This is a genomic window from Murimonas intestini (genome assembly GCF_024622195.1).
Classification (GTDB): domain Bacteria; phylum Bacillota; class Clostridia; order Lachnospirales; family Lachnospiraceae; genus Murimonas; species Murimonas intestini.
On sequence record NZ_JANKBI010000010.1, the window covers coordinates 72533 to 90065 of the forward strand.

Consider the following 17533-nt stretch of genomic DNA (forward strand, 5'->3'; position numbering starts at 1 on the left):
AACAGGCATTTCGATTGGAATTTATTTCCATAATAAACACTAAAAGCAGCGTACATTTTTTCAAATGTACGCTGCCGTTCCCTGTGACATAGATTCTTTAAATCAGGTGATACCTCTGCAGAAGCTCTCCTATTATAGTTCCTGAAGCCCTCTTGATCGCCTTCTTCTCCACCAGCTCCGCAATAAAAGGCAGCTTGATATCTGTGATCTTCTTTCCATCCATCATCTTAGATGTGGCATCCAGCAGACACCGCACATCGTAAGCGCTTCCCCAGACTTCCGGAACTCCTCTGTCAATATCCAGCAGTGTGTATACTGCTTCCATAGCTGTCCTCACTGAATACTCTGTAGTAAAGATAGTATCTCTCGGCGTCTCTGCAAACTGTCCCAGGAATGCAAAGTTCACACAGCCCTCCGGCACTACATCAGGACGGTCCCCTTTCCTTCTGGGCATGAAGAAAGCAGTGATATAAGGCATCATTACAGGTACACAGACTGCAGATTTCTCTGCCAGCTCTTCTATCTCTTCCTCCGGCACTCCGATATGATACAGCCATTCCTCTGTGATCTCTTTACCTGTACACTCCTTCATAGGCTTCTTGATATAATCTCCCGGCCTGTCTGTATACAATCCATAGACCCAGACACAGAGCTGGTCCTTGGGCTGTGCTTTAAACTGCTGCTGGCGGTTTAAGGTCCAGCTCATATACCATCCTGAATCCTTTACAGTGACAATTCCTCCTGTAACCACGTTGCCGGAGAATGGATCTCTCCTGCAGATCTTCTCAATATACGGAGGAATCCTGTTGTCAAGAGTAGTGATAGTCGCGGATTCCCAATTACTCTTTCCAATGTCGGAACAGAATTTCTCAGGATGCCCAAAAGACGGGTCCTGTGCTGCTATATTGCGCCACAATTCCCAGCAGTCCCCCTCACCATCCTTTACTTTCAATTCAGGCGCATGGTTCTGGTCACCGTAGGCAGAGCTGTCTGTACAGCATCCGTTTGTCACAAATACAAGATCATCCTCGATCAGGTCAATACTGTCTTCCCTGCCGTCCCTCACATAAATTATCTGCTTTGCAATTTTTTTGCCATTATCATTCTCAAACTGCACATTCGTCACTTTTGTGTCATATTCAAATCTGACGCCGTGGCCTTCCAGATATCTGACCATAGGAAGGATCAGAGACTCATACTGATTGTATTTTGTAAACTTCAGCGCCGAGAAATCCGGCAGACCTCCAATGTGGTGAACAAACCTCTGTATATACAGCTTCATCTCCAATGCTGAGTGCCATGTCTCAAAAGCAAACATCGTCTGCCAGTAAAGCCAGAAATTTGATTTATAGAACTCTTCATCAAACACGTCATCGATCGTCTTATCATACAGCTGCTCATCCGGTGTGAAGAAGAGAGTCATGATCTCCATAGCTGCTTTATCAGATAATTCAAATTTATTGTCAGTATGGGCATCCTGTCCCCTGTTAAGTGTGGCGCGGCAGAGGGATGAGTTTGGGTCATGCTTATTCAGCCAGTAATACTCATCAAGTACACTGACTCCTTCTGTCTCAATGGATGGAATTGAGCGGAACAGATCCCAAAGGCATTCAAAATGGTCTTCCATCTCTCTGCCGCCCCTCATTACATATCCTCTTGTGGGATCGTCGATACCGTCACAGGAGCCTCCCGGTACCTTCAGCTGCTCCAGGATATGGATGTGCTCCCCCTTCATCTGTCCGTCACGTACAAGAAAGCAGGCTGCTGCCAGGGAAGCCAGACCGCTGCCCACAAGATACGCTGATTTTCTGTCCACATCCTTTGGTTTTTCCGGACGTGCAAATGCTTCATAATTTCCTTTTGAATAATACATATAGAATTCCCCTTTCAGTTCTCTTTGCTATGTGAAATATTTGATTTCTTTTTGACTGTCTTCATTATATAACTGAAGGGGTACATCTGCCATAGACACCAAACCTGCCATGCCTGAAGTTTCGGCATGGCAGGTGAATTGTAAAAATTTTATACACTGGAGGCTCTTTGTCTAGTGAACCATTATTTTACAGCGGCAGATCCTTTTTTGAAAACCTGACCGCACCAATTGTATAGCAGACAATGGCTACAGCAACTAAAACTAAAAGCTTCCATACAAAGGCGGTGTCCACACTGCCGGTTCCAACTGTTGCCAGGGAATCTACATCATACAGTCCCACCAGTGTCAGTTTGTTAAATATCTGCAGTTCTTCCACACCCATCCCCGTATTGACCATATTCTCTGATCCAAACATGCCGATCATGGATGCAAGGAAAAACCAGACTGCAAGCCCGCCGCCAAAAGCCATGGATTTTTTGCTCTGCGAGAACAGGCAGCTTCCCATATAGCACAGTGCGCATACTGCTTCGACAAGAATATACATTCCGCCGAACAGGGCAAGTATTCCCGGCACGTTTACTTCGTCGTAAAACATAAAAGTAGTTCCTATCCTGGTGGCACACACAACGGCAATCATCAAAAACGGCACAATAAGCATAAATACCATCTGTGTGATGGCTACTGCCGAACGCTTTGTGGGTGTAGACAGTACATACGCCATGGAGCCGCGGTCAACCTGACTTGCGATCAGAGAATTAGACAGTATAACAATAAGAATAAAAATAGGCAGAAGGCCCATGGCTGTATAGTACATTTGATTCATCATTGATGCAGGATTCATTTCGCTCATCTTCTCAACCATATCTGATGAAACTCCCATCATATCCAGCGTATTTGTAAGCATTTCCGAAATGGTAAGCTCTTCTTTATCAAATACGCCCTCTGACTGATTCAAAGCATATACATATTCAAATTGTTTCACATATTTATTAAGGCTGATATCAGACTGGGCCAATCCGTCAATTGCTTCCTGAAAACCTTCTGTGCTGAGGTCCATACCTGCCTGTGCATTCAGCATTCCAAAGGCTGTCTCATAGGCCTCTTTGTTTTCCCCGCCTGAAAAATCATCATAGGATAAGTCCTGCTGTGCCATTGTGTTATAGGTAGCCAGCGCTCCCAGATAAGTATAGAAGCTTTCCTGATACTCTGTCACATCGGCATCAGATTTTTCTGTCGCCATCATACTCATGGCATAATTCATTACATTTCCCAGGAGTATCATGATGAACAAGATTGCAAGGCATAATGTCCAGTTAGCTTTGATAGTCTGCCCCATCAAAGGCTTTGAAAAAAATCTGGCTGTTTTTTTATTTGTTTCCATTTTGAGTCATTTCCTCCTTATATGCTCTCATAAACTGCTGCTGCAGTGAAAGATGGATTTCCTGTAAATTCGAAATAGAGTAGTTTTTAAGTACATTGAATAAATCGTCCAGTTGTTCCACAGAGCATTGGACCCGGCATGTATTTTCCTTCGTGACGTCAATTGAGAAACTGGCATTTTCCGCAAACTGCCGCTGCTGCCGGATATGCTCAAATTCTATTATAAAGTTCTTTGTTGTCGGATGGCGCAGATCATACAGTGAGGATGTATTGATGATATGACCATTTTTTATCATGGCAACTCTGTCACATACAGCTTCTATTTCCTCAAAAATGTGACTCGACATAAATATAGTATGTCCTTTCTGCTTTTCCTCACGTATCAGTTCCAAAAATGCCTCACGCATCAACGGGTCAAGCCCGGTGGTGGGCTCATCTAATACGAGGATCTCTTTCTCTCCCATTAATGCAGCAACAATGGCTGTCTTCTGCTTCATACCCTTACTCATCCTTTTTAAATTTGCCGTAGGGTCCAGCTGAAGCAGTCCGATAATATGATTCATATATTTAAAATCCGTAACACCAAGATACCTGGCCTGGGATTTCAAAAATTCTGTACCTGTTTTCAGCGCCGGAAAAGCGATTTCTCCCGGGACATAGCTGACATTTTTCATAATATCTGCAGACCTGGTCCATGAGTCAAGGCCGTTTATGACAGAATTTCCCCTGTCAGGACGGATAAATCCCATCATATTTCGGATCGTTGTGGTCTTGCCTGAACCGTTTGTTCCGATAAAACCAAATACTTCTCCTCTGTGAACCGAAATATCTAAATCAAAGATCCCACGGCCTTTACCGTAGTCTTTTGTCAGCCCTTTTGTCTCTATTACCACATCATTCATCATTTCACCCCCTCAAATAATTTGTCCTCATGATAAAACTGCATAAAATAATCTTCCAGGGAAAATGGAAACTCTGTAAAATCCCTGACATGATATTTAGAAATATCTGCCAGGAAAGGTGTGATCTCACTCTTTTTCAGCTGGATCCTGGCACGCAGCTTTCTTTCATTTATGGAAGTAAAATGATAATTGTGGGAGGTAAAATCCTGCCACTGTTTTTTCTCCTGAAATGTAACTCTGTATATCTTGTCACTTTCTTTTTTTAACACCTCCGGATCAAATTCCGAAACAATTTTCCCGTCCCTGATAATGGCGATCCTGTCGCATGAAGCATCTACCTCATGAAAAATATGTGAGGATAAAAATATAGTTTTTCCTCTTTTCTTTTCTTCAAGAATATATTCAATGAAGATCTCCTGCATAATAGGATCAAGCCCAGAGGTTGGTTCATCCAGGATCAGTATCTTTGGATCATGCAGAAATGCAGTGACAACTGCCAATTTACGTTTTGTTCCCAAACTCATCTGCCTTAGCCCGATATTCGGATCCAGTTCAAACTTTTTCAGCAGTTTTTCTAAATACGTGGCATCTGTGACACCTCTCATTTTCTTCTGCATTTCCAAAAACTGCGTGCCTGTCATTCCGGCAGGCAGGGCAATTTCTCCGGGCAGATATCCGACTTCATGCTGAAGCTCTGCCGAATACTCCCAGCAGTCCTTCCCATTAATGACTGTTTTTCCGTTCTGAGGCTTGGAAAATCCCATCAGATGTCTGATCGTTGTACTCTTACCTGCACCGTTTGGCCCAAGAAATCCAAAACACTCTCCTTCTTCCACATGCGCAGATACATCGAATACACCACGGCCATGTCCATAGTCTTTTGTCAAATGAGCAACTTCAATATTTACCATTCTTTTCACTCCTAGCTTGACTTTAATAACGTGAAAGTAAACTTTTTATTGAAAAAGTAACCCAACACGTTGTATCATGATTATAGTTCTGTGAAACTGACTTATCAACCACCAGTTATATTAAAACTGTCGGATAATATGAGGAGAAATGTAAATGAGAAAACACCCGGAAGTAACTGAAAAAACCCGCCAGCGCTTTATAGATTCTTTCTGGCAGGCATTGAAAAAGAATGGATTAAATAAAATCACAGTGAGTCTGATCACAAAAGAAGCAGGTTACAACAGAGGGACATTTTATGAATATTTTAAAGATATACCGGACCTGTTAGAGCAGATTGAAGATGGGCTTATGGATGATCTGTCAAATAGGATGACTGATATATTTGACAGAGGACTTCCTTTTAATTTACAGACATTCTCCCAGGAATGTGCCTCTATTTTACTGGAATTTGATGATAAGCTTTTTTATCTCCTCAGCGAACATGGAGACCCCTCATTTTCTTACCGTTTTAAAAACAAATTTATTAATGAAATCACAAACCACTTTGATTTTGGTGAGAAAGACTGCTATAAAAACTACATAATAGCATATTGCTATTCTGCTCTGACCGGATTAAGGCTTTATTGGTATGAAAATGGAAAGAAATTAAGTTTTGAAGAAGTCGTCAAAATTACACAGGGTTTAATTGCCACAGGGCTGTTTGGGTTTATCGGGCAGGACTATGTGATATGATGTCCTGTTCAACAAGAAGCTCATCCTCACCGAACCATAAAGGTATTTACTTTGCGTTATACTAGTGAAAAAGCACCCTATATATGTTATTATGTTATTGCAGCAAAAAAATATTTAAATATATATACGACAGGGGGCTTTTCCATGCGTTTTGGAAAATCACACAGACTGCCGGTCTTGATTCTGGCAGTGTTTTTTATATTATTTCCGCCCATCACAGTGTACTGCGCTTCCCCCGTTGAAGCTATTCGTCCGATCCAGGTTGCCTACACAGGCTACAATGCTTTTATTGAACAGGACTACAATGGTTACTATGAAGGATATGGTGTGGCATACCTGAATAAGATCGCCCAGTATACCGGATGGAAATATGAGTATGTGCCTGATACCTGGCTGAACAGTCTGGATGCACTGGAAAAAGGTGAGATAGATTTGATCTGTTCTGCCCAGTGGACTGACGACCGCTCTCTGAAATTTGAATACAGCGCTTCCCCCATCGGAACAGAATACTCTGTTGTCTGCACCAGGAAGGATAATGATAATATATATTATCAGGATTATGAAAATATGGATGGCGCCAGAGTCGCCATGCTGACTGGTATTTATCAGAATGACCAGTTTGCTGAACATGCCCGCGAAAAGGGATTCAGCTATCAGCCTGTCTATTATCCCACAGACGCTGACGCTGAAGCTGCAGTCCTCAGCGGTAAAGCTGATATGGCTGTATTCGGGAGCCTGTCCAGGCATGATGGTCTGAAAATGGTGGACAAGTTCGGACCAGCCCCCTTTTATATCATAACCTCAAAAGAAAACAGTGAGATCATGGGGCAGCTGAATGAGGCGCTTGACAGCATCCATTCTGAGGCACCTTTTCTGGAGGATGAGCTCTACCAGGAATACTACCGCTCTGACGAGCCTGACGGAAAGCCGCCTCTTACAAGAGATGAAGCAGAATACATACAGAATATGGCTCCGCTTACAGTAGCCTGCATTGATGGATACTACCCCTTAAGCTACGCAGATGAGGATACAGGGGAACCTGCCGGGATCTACCCTGACCTGGTGAGGGAGGTGGCAGCCCTCAGCGGACTAAAGCTGCAGCTCATATCTGTTCCTGAGGGCGGGATCCCTGACCAGCTCATTCTGGATAAAGAAGCGGATATGGTCGCCGGGGCGCTCTACTCCCAGGAAATGATTGAAAATCCGTATATACAGCTGACTGATAAATTAACCTCGCAGAAGGCCCTCCTTGTCACACGTCAGGGCACTAATGTATATGATATGGATGAACTGACTATAGTGCTGCCTGCCACATACGCCCATGTACAGAGTCTTTTGTCTGAGGCACTGCTGAAGCATCATCTTATCTACAAAAATACGATTGAAGAATGCTTTGAGTCTGTCATCCTGGGGGAAGCAGACGCTACGATCCAGAACAATCTCGTAGCTAATTACTATATGCAGATGGATAAATATAAAGAACTGAGCCTGGTATTCCTTCAGTCACTTGATGAAGGATGCTGTATTATGGCTTCATCCGGCGCTGACAGGACTCTGATGTCCATCCTGAATAAAACCATCAGCAGCATGAATTCATCCTCTGTCAACCAGATCATATTAAAGCACACAACTGCCCAGCCTTACGAAGAGACTTTATCAGATGTGCTTTACAGGTACCGGTTCCAGCTGCTGACTGTACTGCTGTGTACCTCTCTGATGGTAGTGCTGTTCCTGATTTACAGCCGGCAGCATACCAGGATGCTGCTCCGTCTGAAGGAACAGGAGGCTTACAGGCTTATGGCAGAAACTGATGAACTGACAGGGCTGATGAACAGGAAGCCTTTCTATGAAAAGGCTGTACGGCTTATTGAAGCATCTCCTGATGACAAGTTCCAGATTTTTTACTTTAATATTGAACATTTTAAGATTATCAATGATATGTTCGGCATCCACTCCGGTGACAAGCTTCTCTGCTATCTGGCCGCCCTGATCAAAGACTGGTGCGGCACACATAAGGGCATCTGCTCCCGTTTTGAAGCAGACCATTTTGTTGCATTTGTTTCCGGCAATGAAAAATATCCTGAAGAGATCATGGAGCTTCTGAGCAGCGCACTCAAAAAATATCCGCTGGATATTCCGGTCAGCATCACATGCGGAGTCTATCAGATCGTTGATAATGAAATAAACATAAATATTATGTGCGACCGTGCCCATCTGGCGGCTGACAGCCTGAAGGAATCACACACAGGAAATATCGCTGTCTATGATGATTCCAACCGCAAGGCCCTGATCCATGAACAGATCGTCTTAAATGAAATGGATGAGGCCCTTTCAAAAAGACAGTTCCATGTATATCTTCAGCCCAAGTACAACATGGCTACAGGTGAGATCATCGGAGCGGAAGCACTTGTGCGCTGGGTCCATCCTGAGCGGGGAATCATAAGTCCCGGAGAATTCATCCCCATATTCGAGCACAATGGCTTCATTGCCCAGCTGGATACTTATATGTTTGAAGAGACGTGCCGGATCCTGGACAGATGGCGGTCAGAGGGCAGACAGCTAATACCTGTATCAGTCAACCTTTCCCGGACAGGCTTTTATAACCCTAACCTCTGTAAAAACTTATGCAGTATCGCAGAAAAATACAGCCTTCCGCCTGCCCTTCTGGAAATTGAGATCACAGAGACGGCATATGCCTCCGACAATAATATCATCCATGAGCGCCTCCAGCAGCTCAGAGACAGCGGCTTCCACATACTTATGGACGACTTTGGCAGCGGCTATTCATCCCTGAACATGCTCAAGGAGGCTCCCATAGATGAGATAAAGCTGGATATGCGTTTTCTCAGCGCCGGGGATCCCTGCGGGCGCGCAAAACATATCCTGGAGATGGTCATCGCCATGGGCAATAAAATACATATTCCTGTGCTGGCTGAGGGGGTGGAGACAAAAAGCCAGGTAGACCTGCTGAAGAGCTACTCCTGCAATCTGGCACAGGGCTTCTATTATTCCAGGCCTCTGCCTGTGGAAGAATTTGAAGCTCTGCTGCAGGGTGCACAAAAAAATAAATAATTGTAATAACAACTGGTTTACATGCAGACTGAGGGCCGCTCATAAGAGCGGCCCTCAATATTACCATTCTGCAATTGTCCCGTCAAAATTTCTCCATACAGGATTCTTCCATGTGGGGCAGTCTGCCGCTGCTTTCCTCACAGAATCCTCGTCAATATCGATACCCAGTCCCGGTCCTGCCATCAGGTCGATAAATCCCTCTTTATACTTATAAATTGATCTGTCCTTCAGATAATCCATCAGGTCAGCATTTTTATTATAATGGATGCCAAGGCTCTGCTCCTGTATAAATACATTTGGCGTGCAGGAATCAAGTGCCAGGCACGCTCCCAGAGCAATTGGCCCCAGAGGACAGTGGGGAGCCACTGCCACATCATATGCTTCTGCCATGGAGGCTATCTTTTTACACTCTGTGATCCCACCTGCATGGGAAAGATCAGGCTGAATAATATCCACATAGCCCTCCTGGAGCAGATTTTTAAATTCCCATCTTGAGAACATCCGCTCTCCTGTTGCGATAGGTACAGGAGTATACCTGGCGATCTCCCTGAGCGCCTCGTTATTCTGAGGCAGGACAGGCTCTTCGATAAACATCAGCCTGAACTGGTCCAGCTCCCTTGCCAGGACCTTGGCCATTGTTTTGTGCACACGCCCGTGGAAATCCACTGCAATGTCCAGCTTTTTCCCAACAGCTTCACGAATGGCAGCCACACGTTCACAGACGGCATCTATTTTTGTATAGGAATCAATATAATGCATTTCCTCTGTGGCATTCATCTTTATGGCTGAGTAGCCCTGCTCCACTGCAAGCCTGGCTTCCCCTGCCACATCAGCCGGACGGTCCCCACCGATCCAGCGGTACACCCTGATCTTATCACGGCATGCCCCGCCCAGCAGATCATAGATGGGCGCATTAAAATATTTTCCTTTAATATCCCACAGAGCCTGGTCGATCCCTGCGGTGGCGCTCATCACTTCTGGGCCTCCCCTGTAGAAACCGCTGCGGTACATATACTGCCAGTGATCCTCTATCCTTGCCGGATCTTTTCCAATCAGATACCCGGCAAATTCTTCAACTGCCGTCCTGACAGTATCTGCCCTTCCTTCAATGACAGGCTCTCCCCATCCTGTGATCCCTTCATCAGTTTCCATTTTCAGGAACAGCCATCTTGGCGGTATCTTAAACAGTTCTATATTTGTGATCTTCACCTTATTCTCCTCGTCATTCTGCCGGCTTTACCGGCTCTATTTTTAAGTTGCATTTTTGACACAGCTTCTGAAACTTCAGCTCTCCTTCCAGCTCAGCACATACTGTGACTGCCAGATCTTCACTCCTCTCCTCTGGAAGCAGCACCCTGAACCTGTACTCATCCCTGGCAGGCTCATATGACTGGTAAAAAGTCAGCTCCCGGCCGTTCTCCAGCAGGAATACTCTTTTTACTGCTGTCTCCAGCCCCACGGTCAAAATCTCATAGGGAAACCTGGGATATTCCAGCACATGCAGGTACAGCCTTCCCGGCCCCGCTGTCAGCTTGCCCCAGCGGATCTGATATGTGGTGTCCGGCATGGGAAGTGTACCGTAAATGCTCTCACCATTTTTTTCCAGCCACTCTCCCACTCTACGCAGCACCTCACAGCTTCCGGGCGGAATCCTGCCTTCCCCGTCAGGCCCCACATTCAAAAGCAGGTTTCCTCCTTTTCCCGCTGCATCTAAAAGCCTCTCCAAAACTTCTTCCGGAGATTTCCAGTCTTCATCCTCACTGGAATATCCCCATGTATCATTCAAAGTGACAGGTGTTTCCCATGGCCCATGATATGTAAGCACCGGCATCTGGTTGTCCGACATCTGTCTGTAATCCCCAAGACCGTAGCCGATCCGCCCGTTAATGAGGCACTCCGGCTGCCATTTTTTCACCCAGTCCCGCAGCTCCCTGCACAGCTCTATTGGCATGACATACGGCGTATCAAACCAGATGATACCTATCTTCCCATAATTTGTGAGCAGCTCCCTTACCTGTGGCTTTACCTTCTCATTGAAATATTTTCTAAAATCCTTTTCTTCATTTTTTCTGAAATCCCACTCATTCCCCCAGCCGTTCTCGTCTTCCCAGTCCTGCATCTGTGAATAGTAAAGGCAGAAAACGATGCCCTGCCTCTCACACTCCTCCATCAGTTCCTTAACGATATCCCGCCCAAAGGGAGTATTCATGATATTATAATCTGACACCCGGGTATCGTACATGGAAAATCCGTCATGATGCTTTGCTGTAAATACAAGATACTTCATTCCGCTCTTTCTTGCAAGTGCTACTGTATCTGCAGCGTTAAATTCTCCGGGATCAAATCTTTCCATAAGCTGCCTGTATTCATCCAGGGGGATCTGCGCATTTTTCATGATCCACTCTGCACCATAGGGAATCGCTTCTCCTTTATATACACCGCCCATCAGGGAGTAGAGTCCGAAATGGATGAACATTCCATATTTTGCTTCTAAAAACCAATTATCTGACATACTGTGTTTTCCTTTCCTGATCAGCCTTTTACCGCGCCTGACATGACACCGCTCTGGACCTGGTTGTGGAACAGGATATAGATCAGTATCGTGGGTATTGATGACAGTACGATAAAGGCGTACTGCGGACCTATCTGCGCCTCGAACTCTCCCCAGAAAGAAAGCAGCGCCCTGGGCACTGTGTATTTCGCCGGGTCAGAGATCAGGGTCAATGAAAATACAAGCTCTCCATAAGCATAGATAAAAGAAAAGATTGCTTCTGTTGCAATAATAGGCTTGCAGATGGGCAGCAGGACCCGGCTCAGCAGCTTTACATCCCCGCAGCCGTCAATGATCGCAGCCTCATCCACTTCCCTGTCAACTGAGTTCAGATACCCTGTAAACAGAAAAATCCCCTGGGCAAGATTGAAACATGTATACACCATGATGAGATAGAAGAAATTATTCTTCATCCCCCAATTTGCTGCCATAGAAGAGATAGGTATTAAAGTCGAATGAATAGGTACCATAACACCTATGACAAACAGCATATATGCATGTCTGGCATAAAATATATGGCGTTTTCTGGAGATCGCATAGGACGCCATCATTGCCACTATAACTTCCAGGACAGTCGTTGCACTTGCCACAAAAAGAGAGTTTCCGATGGAACGCAGAGAATGCCCCAGTCCATCGGCAACTGCATAGTTTTCAAACCTCCACTGTCCAGGCAGCTGAAGGGCGCTCTGATACATCTCCTCATTTGTCTTAAAGGATGAAATCAATGCATACAGCATGGGCATGAAGGTAACAAGAAGCCATAAAACCGCGATACAATAAAGGATTACATTTTTTCTGCTGACTTTTTTCACTTTCATCACCCCCTAATACTCTTCCTGCCTGAATATTTTGTTGCACCCGATACTTAAAATCACGCCCAGTATCAGCAGTATCACCGCGATGGCCGCACTCCGTCCCATCAGCTTAAAGGAATACGCATTCAGATAGAGAAGGATGGCCGGCGTGGAGCTTGATGCATTCGGGCCTCCGCCTGTCATGGCCCAGATCAGGTCGAAGGTTTTGATGCACCCTGTAATACACAGGATAGAATATACTTTAAAGGAATTCTTGCTGAGCGGAAGGGTGATATATCTGATCCTCTGCCATGTGCTGCAGCCGTCTATCACAGCCGCCTCATTCAGGGCAGCAGGTATGGTGACAAGTCCGGCACAGAAGATCAGCATATTGTAGGCCGAGGATTTCCAGCAGTTTACAAGAGCCACGATCCATACATTCAGTCCCGGCGTATTCAGCCAGTCGAAATTGAGAGAATCCAGCCCAATCCCCTTAAAAATCTCCATAAATGCTCCGTAATTGGGATTCATCAGATTTTTCCACATGACGGCGACCGTAGTCGTCCCCAGGATAACAGGCAGATAATAGACTGTTTTAAAAACCTTTGTCCCGCGTAGCTTAGACGTCACCAGCAGCGCCAGCCCAAAGGAGAGGGGCATCTGTATCAGGAAACCCACCACAAGAAAGATACCTGAATTTAAAAGCGACCTGCCAAATGATTTATCTGTCAAAATCTTTGCATAATTTTCTATGCCGATAAAATTCTTTTTAGTTCCGAATATCCCCTTCCATGAATGGAAGGACAGGATCACATTATCGATGATCGGATACATGACAAAAACTGCCATAAGAAAAACTGCAGGAAGCAAAAAGGCAGCCGCAACCCAGTAGTCTTTTTTACGCTTCACATTGATTCCCCCTTCTCACCTCCAGGGCAGCACACTTCTGTGCTGCCCTGATATCAGTCCTATTCATAATTTGCCAGGTTATCCATGATCTCCTTGCCTATCTCCTCAGGAGTGGAACCGCTGGCCAGCATCTGCAGGGCATTGCGGACAATAGTCAGTTCTGCTGTATTCGTGCTCGCCTGAGCCAGCTCTCCTACATAAACAGCTGTCTCTCCCATTAACCCGTTGCACTCTTCAAAAAGATAATTATCGATGATCCCTTCAGAAGGTATAACGGAATAAGTATTTGCATACTTTTCTACAAGTCCGTTAACAAAATCTGATGAGGTCAGCCACTTTAAAACCTTCAGAGACGCTTTAATCTGGTCATCAGATTTATTCATGGTACATACAAAGTAACTCTGGGAAGCGCCTCCCATGCTTACATCAGCGTACTGTTCATCCAGATACGGGAATTTGGCCGCATGGATAGTACCATCTTTGAAACATTTAGAGTCAGCCAGAACTGCACCTCCTCTGGAAAGGTCGATCATAAATGCACAGTCCCCTGCCCCGAAGTAAGAACGCTCAGCATTTGCATTCACGCTCAGCACATTTTCACCAAAATAGCCTTTATCCTGCATGTCCTTCAGTTTTTGTATCAGGCTGGTGATCTCAGGGCTTTCATATGTATACTCTCTGGCAGCCAGTTTGTCCTGGAACTCCGCTCCATAGGCTTTTGCCGCCATCACGCTTAAATTGTGGGCATATTTATAATTGTCACCCTCTCCAACCATAAATGGCTGATAACCCTTTTCAGTCAGGACTTCACAGCACTTCACCAGGTCATCCCAGCTCTTTGGCACCTCAAGGCCGCAGTCCTTTAAATAATCTTCATTATAATAGAGAAGGATCTCATAAGCTGACCAGGGTGCGCCGTAGATACCTTCATACCCATACTTTTCAAAGTCTACAGGCGCCCAGTTTGCTTTTACAAATCCGTCGTACCACTCCTGGTCATTTTCCAGATACGGCTTCAGATTCAGAACTATATCTGACTCCACATAATCAAGGCAGTTTGTTCCCCCATACTGCATGAAGATATCAGGAGCGTCACCTGAAGCAATATCCGTGGCGAGCCTGTCCAGATAATCATTTTCCGTAGATATAAAAACAGTTTCAATGGTAATGCCATTTTTCTGCTGGTTCCACTCATCTACCTTTTTTATAAAGTACTCACTTTCAGGATCTCCCCCATCTGCGTTCATGCGGTGATAAAGCTTCACTGTGACATCAGACACCTCCATTGCGTCAATGTCATATTCATCTCCTGCCTGTACCGCAGCCCCGGGGATGCACAGCCCTGCACCCAGGCTTAAAACCATCATTGATGCTATGATCGCATTTCTTTTCTTCATATTCTTCCTCCTGCCGTTCTTCTGATTTTTCCCATTACATAGTTTTTGTTTTCGTTGCTGTTGCCTTTCCTACTAAATACTTCAATTCAGCTTTTATTCTGGTAGATCTCTCACCGCCTCCTTTATTCTTATATGCGAACTATATTCTTTATTAAGAACCATTGACTTTATTATAAAAAAGCTTTCGTCTCTTGTCAATCACATTTTATTATATATTTTAATTTTTATATCCAATATTTCACGTTTATTTTTGTGCATTATTCACATTGACGCTTTTCGTGTATGATCTTATTATTCTTATATACGAACTAGTTTCTTTATTAAGTACCGCAAATCAATAACTACAGCAGCAATCTAAAGTCACCGCTGCTCTGCAGCACACCACTAAACAACCATGCAGGCTCCATCCTGCGAAAGGAGTATTATGGATTTATTATCACTGATCGGAACACATAAAATTATCGCTATATTAAGAAAGCTTACATGTGAGGAGGCAGTAAAAGCGGCTGGCTGCCTGGAAAATGCCGGTATCCGCTTTGTCGAGGTAACCTTCGATGCTGCCGGCCCTTCTGAAAATACACTTCATTCCATCGAAACTATCCGCCGGACATATCCCGGCCTCCACGTGGGAGCGGGCACTGTTCTGACACCTCAGCAGGTACATGACGCTTACCAGGCCGGAGCGGAATATATAATCTCGCCCAATACTGACCCAGAAGTCATAGAACTGACTAAAAAGTATGATCTGGTCTCTATACCAGGGGCGCTCTCCCCCACTGAGATCGTCCTTGCCTACAGCGCTGGGGCCGATATAGTAAAGCTCTTCCCTGTCAGCAGTGTAGATCCCTCCTATATCAAGGCATTAAAGGGTCCTCTGCCGCATATCCCGCTGGCGGCTGTAGGAGGCGTCAATCTGACAAATATTAAGAGTTTTCTGCAGGCCGGGGCTTACTGTGTCGGGATCGGCTCAGAGATAGTACCAAGATCACTCATACAAAAAGGCGATTATCAGAGTATCGAAGAAGCGGCACGTATTTATGTCCATGAAGCGGAGTGAAGAAAATATGTATAACCTATATTATGATTCAGGCACAACGAATACACGCGCATACCTGTTTGACGGCAGCAGGCTTCTTAACAGCCTTTCTTCACCAGTCGGCTCAAAGGACAGTGCACTGGCTGGAAATAACCTCTGTCTCTTAAAATCCCTCCGGCAGATGATGCTGGATCTGGCTGACAGCTGCCAAATATCCTCAGAAGATATAGGCAGCATATGGATGTCCGGTATGGTCTCATCACCAACTGGAATTACGGAACTCCCGCATCTGCCTGTACCTGTGGGTCTTGGCACGTTAAAGGGCAGCATAGCCATGTACTATGAACCGCTGGTCTTCAGGCGGGAACTTTGCATTATCCCCGGGGTAAAAACTCTGCCTGCGGAGGGCACGGTAAATATTGACAACTTTTATTCTGTGAATACTATGCGCGGTGAGGAGACAGAGATTTTTGGCATTCTGGATGAATATCCGGTCCTGAATGAGAACAGTGTCCTCATAATGCCAGGCAGCCATACCCAGATCGCCTTTATAAAAGGCGGCCGTATTGTAAATATCCTGTCTACCATGACAGGAGAACTTTACCAGGCAGTTACCTGCTCTACTATTCTGTCCACCAGCCTTCCGGAGCGCACATCGCCGGGTGTGGTTATTCCTGAAATGGTGTGCAGAGGCTATTCTCTGCTGAACCGGCTTGGCTTTAACAGGGCTTTATACACAGTGCGCACAATGGAACTTTTCCTGCCTGCCACCGTCGATGAACGTCATTCCTTTTTTGAAGGGATCTTAAATGGCGGTGTAGTAAAAGCCGTGACTGACGCATTGGATAATACGGAGTCCCCCATACTGGCCGTATATGGGAATTCCCAGAGTATTGATGTATTTCACGCATTATTTGAGAAATATTATCCTGACCTTCCGTTTATGCCCATACATAAAACGGATATTCCCTATTCCGCCAGAGGTTTTCTCTGCATAAGCGGTCAGGAAGACGCGTAACTATCACCAGGTATTTTAATTATTTTGTAACTGTTCAGTGCCTTCACAGTTACGTGCAATTATGTTATACTATTTAGCGGGCCGGTAATTTAAGAACTATTTCCGGCCCGCTAAAAACGTACCGCGCAGATGCGGGAAGCTTCACGCGCGGAACAATGGAGGTCCCTATGGAAACAAAGGATAGACACCGCTCTACACAGAGGGTAATTGATATATTAGAAAACATCGCACAGAGCGGAAATGCAGGCCTGTCACTTACTGAACTGGCTGCCCGCCTCGGCGCGCCTAAAAGCAGCCTTTTTCCTATCATCCATACACTTTGCGAAAATAAGATGATTTCCATGAACCAGCAAAGCGGTAAATACACCATGGGCTACAAGACATATGAGCTTGGAAGCTGCTATATACAGGGTGATTCAGTAAATGCTTCAATTCTGGAATTGATGAACTCTATTACTGCCCAGTGCAGAGAGACATGCTTTTTTGGCGAACTCATTGACGGAGATGTATTTTATGTCTTTAAGGTGGATTCCCCTGAATCCCTGAGGATGGTCACCCCCGGCAAAAAGCTGCCCGCCTACAGTTCAGGGATAGGCAAAGCCCTGCTCTCAGATAAGACTCTTGAAGAACTCAGGCAGTTATATCCGGAACCACTTACTTTACTGACACCAAACACCATAACAGACCTGTCTGTCCTGTATCAGCAGCTGCAGGTGATCAAAGCTCAGGGAATCGCCTTTGAGAAGGAAGAATCAACTCAGTTTATCCAATGTGTGGCCATCCCCATCCATAAGAACGGGCTGGTACGGGCCGCGCTCAGCGTAGCTGTACCCGTATTCCGCTATTCTCCCGAGAAGGAGGCCATGATAATAGGTCTGCTGAAGCAAGCACAGATCAAAATAGAAATGCTGCTTGCCTCAAACGACTGGACACATTTCTAAACATAATCAGCTGAAT

14 protein-coding genes are annotated in these 17533 nt (G+C 45.2%); 5 read left to right on the plus strand and 9 right to left on the minus strand.

What is annotated here, in order from left to right:
- Positions 1 to 97 precede the first annotated feature (97 nt).
- The 4 genes from NSB28_RS14675 to NSB28_RS14690 form a co-directional block, all read right to left on the minus strand.
- The gene (locus NSB28_RS14675; protein ID WP_109747245.1) at positions 98 to 1873 is read right to left on the minus strand and encodes an oleate hydratase; all 1776 of its coding nucleotides are present in this window, start codon (positions 1871 to 1873) and stop codon (positions 98 to 100) included.
- 187 nt (positions 1874 to 2060) lie between these two features.
- The gene (locus tag NSB28_RS14680) at positions 2061 to 3254 is read right to left on the minus strand and encodes an ABC transporter permease subunit (protein ID WP_109747244.1); all 1194 of its coding nucleotides are present in this window, start codon (positions 3252 to 3254) and stop codon (positions 2061 to 2063) included.
- Positions 3241 to 4158, minus strand: coding sequence for an ABC transporter ATP-binding protein (locus tag NSB28_RS14685; RefSeq protein ID WP_257497852.1), 918 nt, complete (start codon positions 4156 to 4158; stop codon positions 3241 to 3243). The genes NSB28_RS14680 and NSB28_RS14685 overlap by 14 nt, the downstream gene beginning before the upstream one ends.
- Positions 4155 to 5066 carry an ABC transporter ATP-binding protein gene (locus NSB28_RS14690; RefSeq protein ID WP_109747242.1) on the minus strand — a complete coding sequence of 304 codons (912 nt, stop codon included), beginning with the start codon at positions 5064 to 5066 and terminating at the stop codon, positions 4155 to 4157. Before NSB28_RS14690 ends, NSB28_RS14685 begins: the two co-directional genes overlap by 4 nt.
- 154 nt (positions 5067 to 5220) lie before the next feature.
- Here NSB28_RS14690 and NSB28_RS14695 point away from each other — a divergent pair, with 154 nt between their 5' ends.
- Both NSB28_RS14695 and NSB28_RS14700 read left to right on the plus strand, forming a co-directional pair.
- Positions 5221 to 5799: a TetR/AcrR family transcriptional regulator gene (locus NSB28_RS14695; protein ID WP_109747241.1), complete on the plus strand. Its 579-nt coding sequence runs from the start codon at positions 5221 to 5223 to the stop codon at positions 5797 to 5799.
- A 144-nt stretch (positions 5800 to 5943) separates the two neighbouring features.
- Complete coding sequence (locus tag NSB28_RS14700; RefSeq protein WP_109747240.1) at positions 5944 to 8871, plus strand: EAL domain-containing protein; 2928 nt, start codon at positions 5944 to 5946, stop codon at positions 8869 to 8871.
- 60 nt (positions 8872 to 8931) lie between these two features.
- Here NSB28_RS14700 and dgoD read toward each other — a convergent pair whose 3' ends face one another.
- From dgoD to NSB28_RS14725, 5 genes are read right to left on the minus strand one after another with little or no spacing between them, the layout of a single operon-like run.
- Positions 8932 to 10080, minus strand: coding sequence for a galactonate dehydratase (gene dgoD, locus NSB28_RS14705; protein WP_109747239.1), 1149 nt, complete (start codon positions 10078 to 10080; stop codon positions 8932 to 8934).
- Positions 10081 to 10093: 13 nt separating this feature from the next.
- On the minus strand, positions 10094 to 11383 hold the full coding sequence (locus NSB28_RS14710; RefSeq protein WP_109747238.1) for an alpha-L-fucosidase: 1290 nt from the start codon (positions 11381 to 11383) through the stop codon (positions 10094 to 10096).
- A 20-nt stretch (positions 11384 to 11403) separates the two neighbouring features.
- On the minus strand, positions 11404 to 12240 hold the full coding sequence (locus tag NSB28_RS14715) for a carbohydrate ABC transporter permease (protein ID WP_109747237.1): 837 nt from the start codon (positions 12238 to 12240) through the stop codon (positions 11404 to 11406).
- 6 nt (positions 12241 to 12246) lie between these two features.
- Positions 12247 to 13125 (minus strand): carbohydrate ABC transporter permease, encoded by an 879-nt coding sequence (locus NSB28_RS14720; protein ID WP_243134691.1) that lies wholly within the window; start codon positions 13123 to 13125, stop codon positions 12247 to 12249.
- Between the two features lie 59 nt (positions 13126 to 13184).
- The gene (locus NSB28_RS14725; protein ID WP_109747236.1) at positions 13185 to 14522 is read right to left on the minus strand and encodes an ABC transporter substrate-binding protein; all 1338 of its coding nucleotides are present in this window, start codon (positions 14520 to 14522) and stop codon (positions 13185 to 13187) included.
- Between the two features lie 424 nt (positions 14523 to 14946).
- Here NSB28_RS14725 and NSB28_RS14730 point away from each other — a divergent pair, with 424 nt between their 5' ends.
- The 3 genes from NSB28_RS14730 to NSB28_RS14740 all read left to right on the plus strand — a co-directional run bounded on the left by NSB28_RS14730 (position 14947) and on the right by NSB28_RS14740 (position 17517).
- On the plus strand, positions 14947 to 15579 hold the full coding sequence (locus tag NSB28_RS14730; RefSeq protein ID WP_257497850.1) for a bifunctional 4-hydroxy-2-oxoglutarate aldolase/2-dehydro-3-deoxy-phosphogluconate aldolase: 633 nt from the start codon (positions 14947 to 14949) through the stop codon (positions 15577 to 15579).
- Between the two features lie 7 nt (positions 15580 to 15586).
- Complete coding sequence (locus tag NSB28_RS14735; RefSeq protein ID WP_257497849.1) at positions 15587 to 16576, plus strand: 2-dehydro-3-deoxygalactonokinase; 990 nt, start codon at positions 15587 to 15589, stop codon at positions 16574 to 16576.
- Between the two features lie 167 nt (positions 16577 to 16743).
- The gene (locus tag NSB28_RS14740; protein ID WP_257497848.1) at positions 16744 to 17517 is read left to right on the plus strand and encodes an IclR family transcriptional regulator; all 774 of its coding nucleotides are present in this window, start codon (positions 16744 to 16746) and stop codon (positions 17515 to 17517) included.
- The last annotated feature ends 16 nt before the right edge of the window (positions 17518 to 17533 follow it).

Excerpts from the sequence above, each read along its gene's own strand:
- NSB28_RS14675 (WP_109747245.1), bottom strand. The coding sequence starts at position 1,873 with ATGTATTATTCAAAAGGAAATTATGAAGCATTTGCACGTCCGGAAAAA.
- NSB28_RS14680 (WP_109747244.1), bottom strand. The coding sequence starts at position 3,254 with ATGGAAACAAATAAAAAAACAGCCAGATTTTTTTCAAAGCCTTTGATG.
- NSB28_RS14685 (WP_257497852.1), bottom strand. The coding sequence starts at position 4,158 with ATGATGAATGATGTGGTAATAGAGACAAAAGGGCTGACAAAAGACTAC.
- NSB28_RS14690 (WP_109747242.1), bottom strand. The coding sequence starts at position 5,066 with ATGGTAAATATTGAAGTTGCTCATTTGACAAAAGACTATGGACATGGC.
- NSB28_RS14695 (WP_109747241.1), top strand. The coding sequence starts at position 5,221 with ATGAGAAAACACCCGGAAGTAACTGAAAAAACCCGCCAGCGCTTTATA.
- NSB28_RS14700 (WP_109747240.1), top strand. The coding sequence starts at position 5,944 with ATGCGTTTTGGAAAATCACACAGACTGCCGGTCTTGATTCTGGCAGTG.
- NSB28_RS14710 (WP_109747238.1), bottom strand. The coding sequence starts at position 11,383 with ATGTCAGATAATTGGTTTTTAGAAGCAAAATATGGAATGTTCATCCAT.
- NSB28_RS14715 (WP_109747237.1), bottom strand. The coding sequence starts at position 12,240 with ATGAAAGTGAAAAAAGTCAGCAGAAAAAATGTAATCCTTTATTGTATC.
- NSB28_RS14725 (WP_109747236.1), bottom strand. The coding sequence starts at position 14,522 with ATGAAGAAAAGAAATGCGATCATAGCATCAATGATGGTTTTAAGCCTG.
- NSB28_RS14730 (WP_257497850.1), top strand. The coding sequence starts at position 14,947 with ATGGATTTATTATCACTGATCGGAACACATAAAATTATCGCTATATTA.
- NSB28_RS14735 (WP_257497849.1), top strand. The coding sequence starts at position 15,587 with ATGTATAACCTATATTATGATTCAGGCACAACGAATACACGCGCATAC.
- NSB28_RS14740 (WP_257497848.1), top strand. The coding sequence starts at position 16,744 with ATGGAAACAAAGGATAGACACCGCTCTACACAGAGGGTAATTGATATA.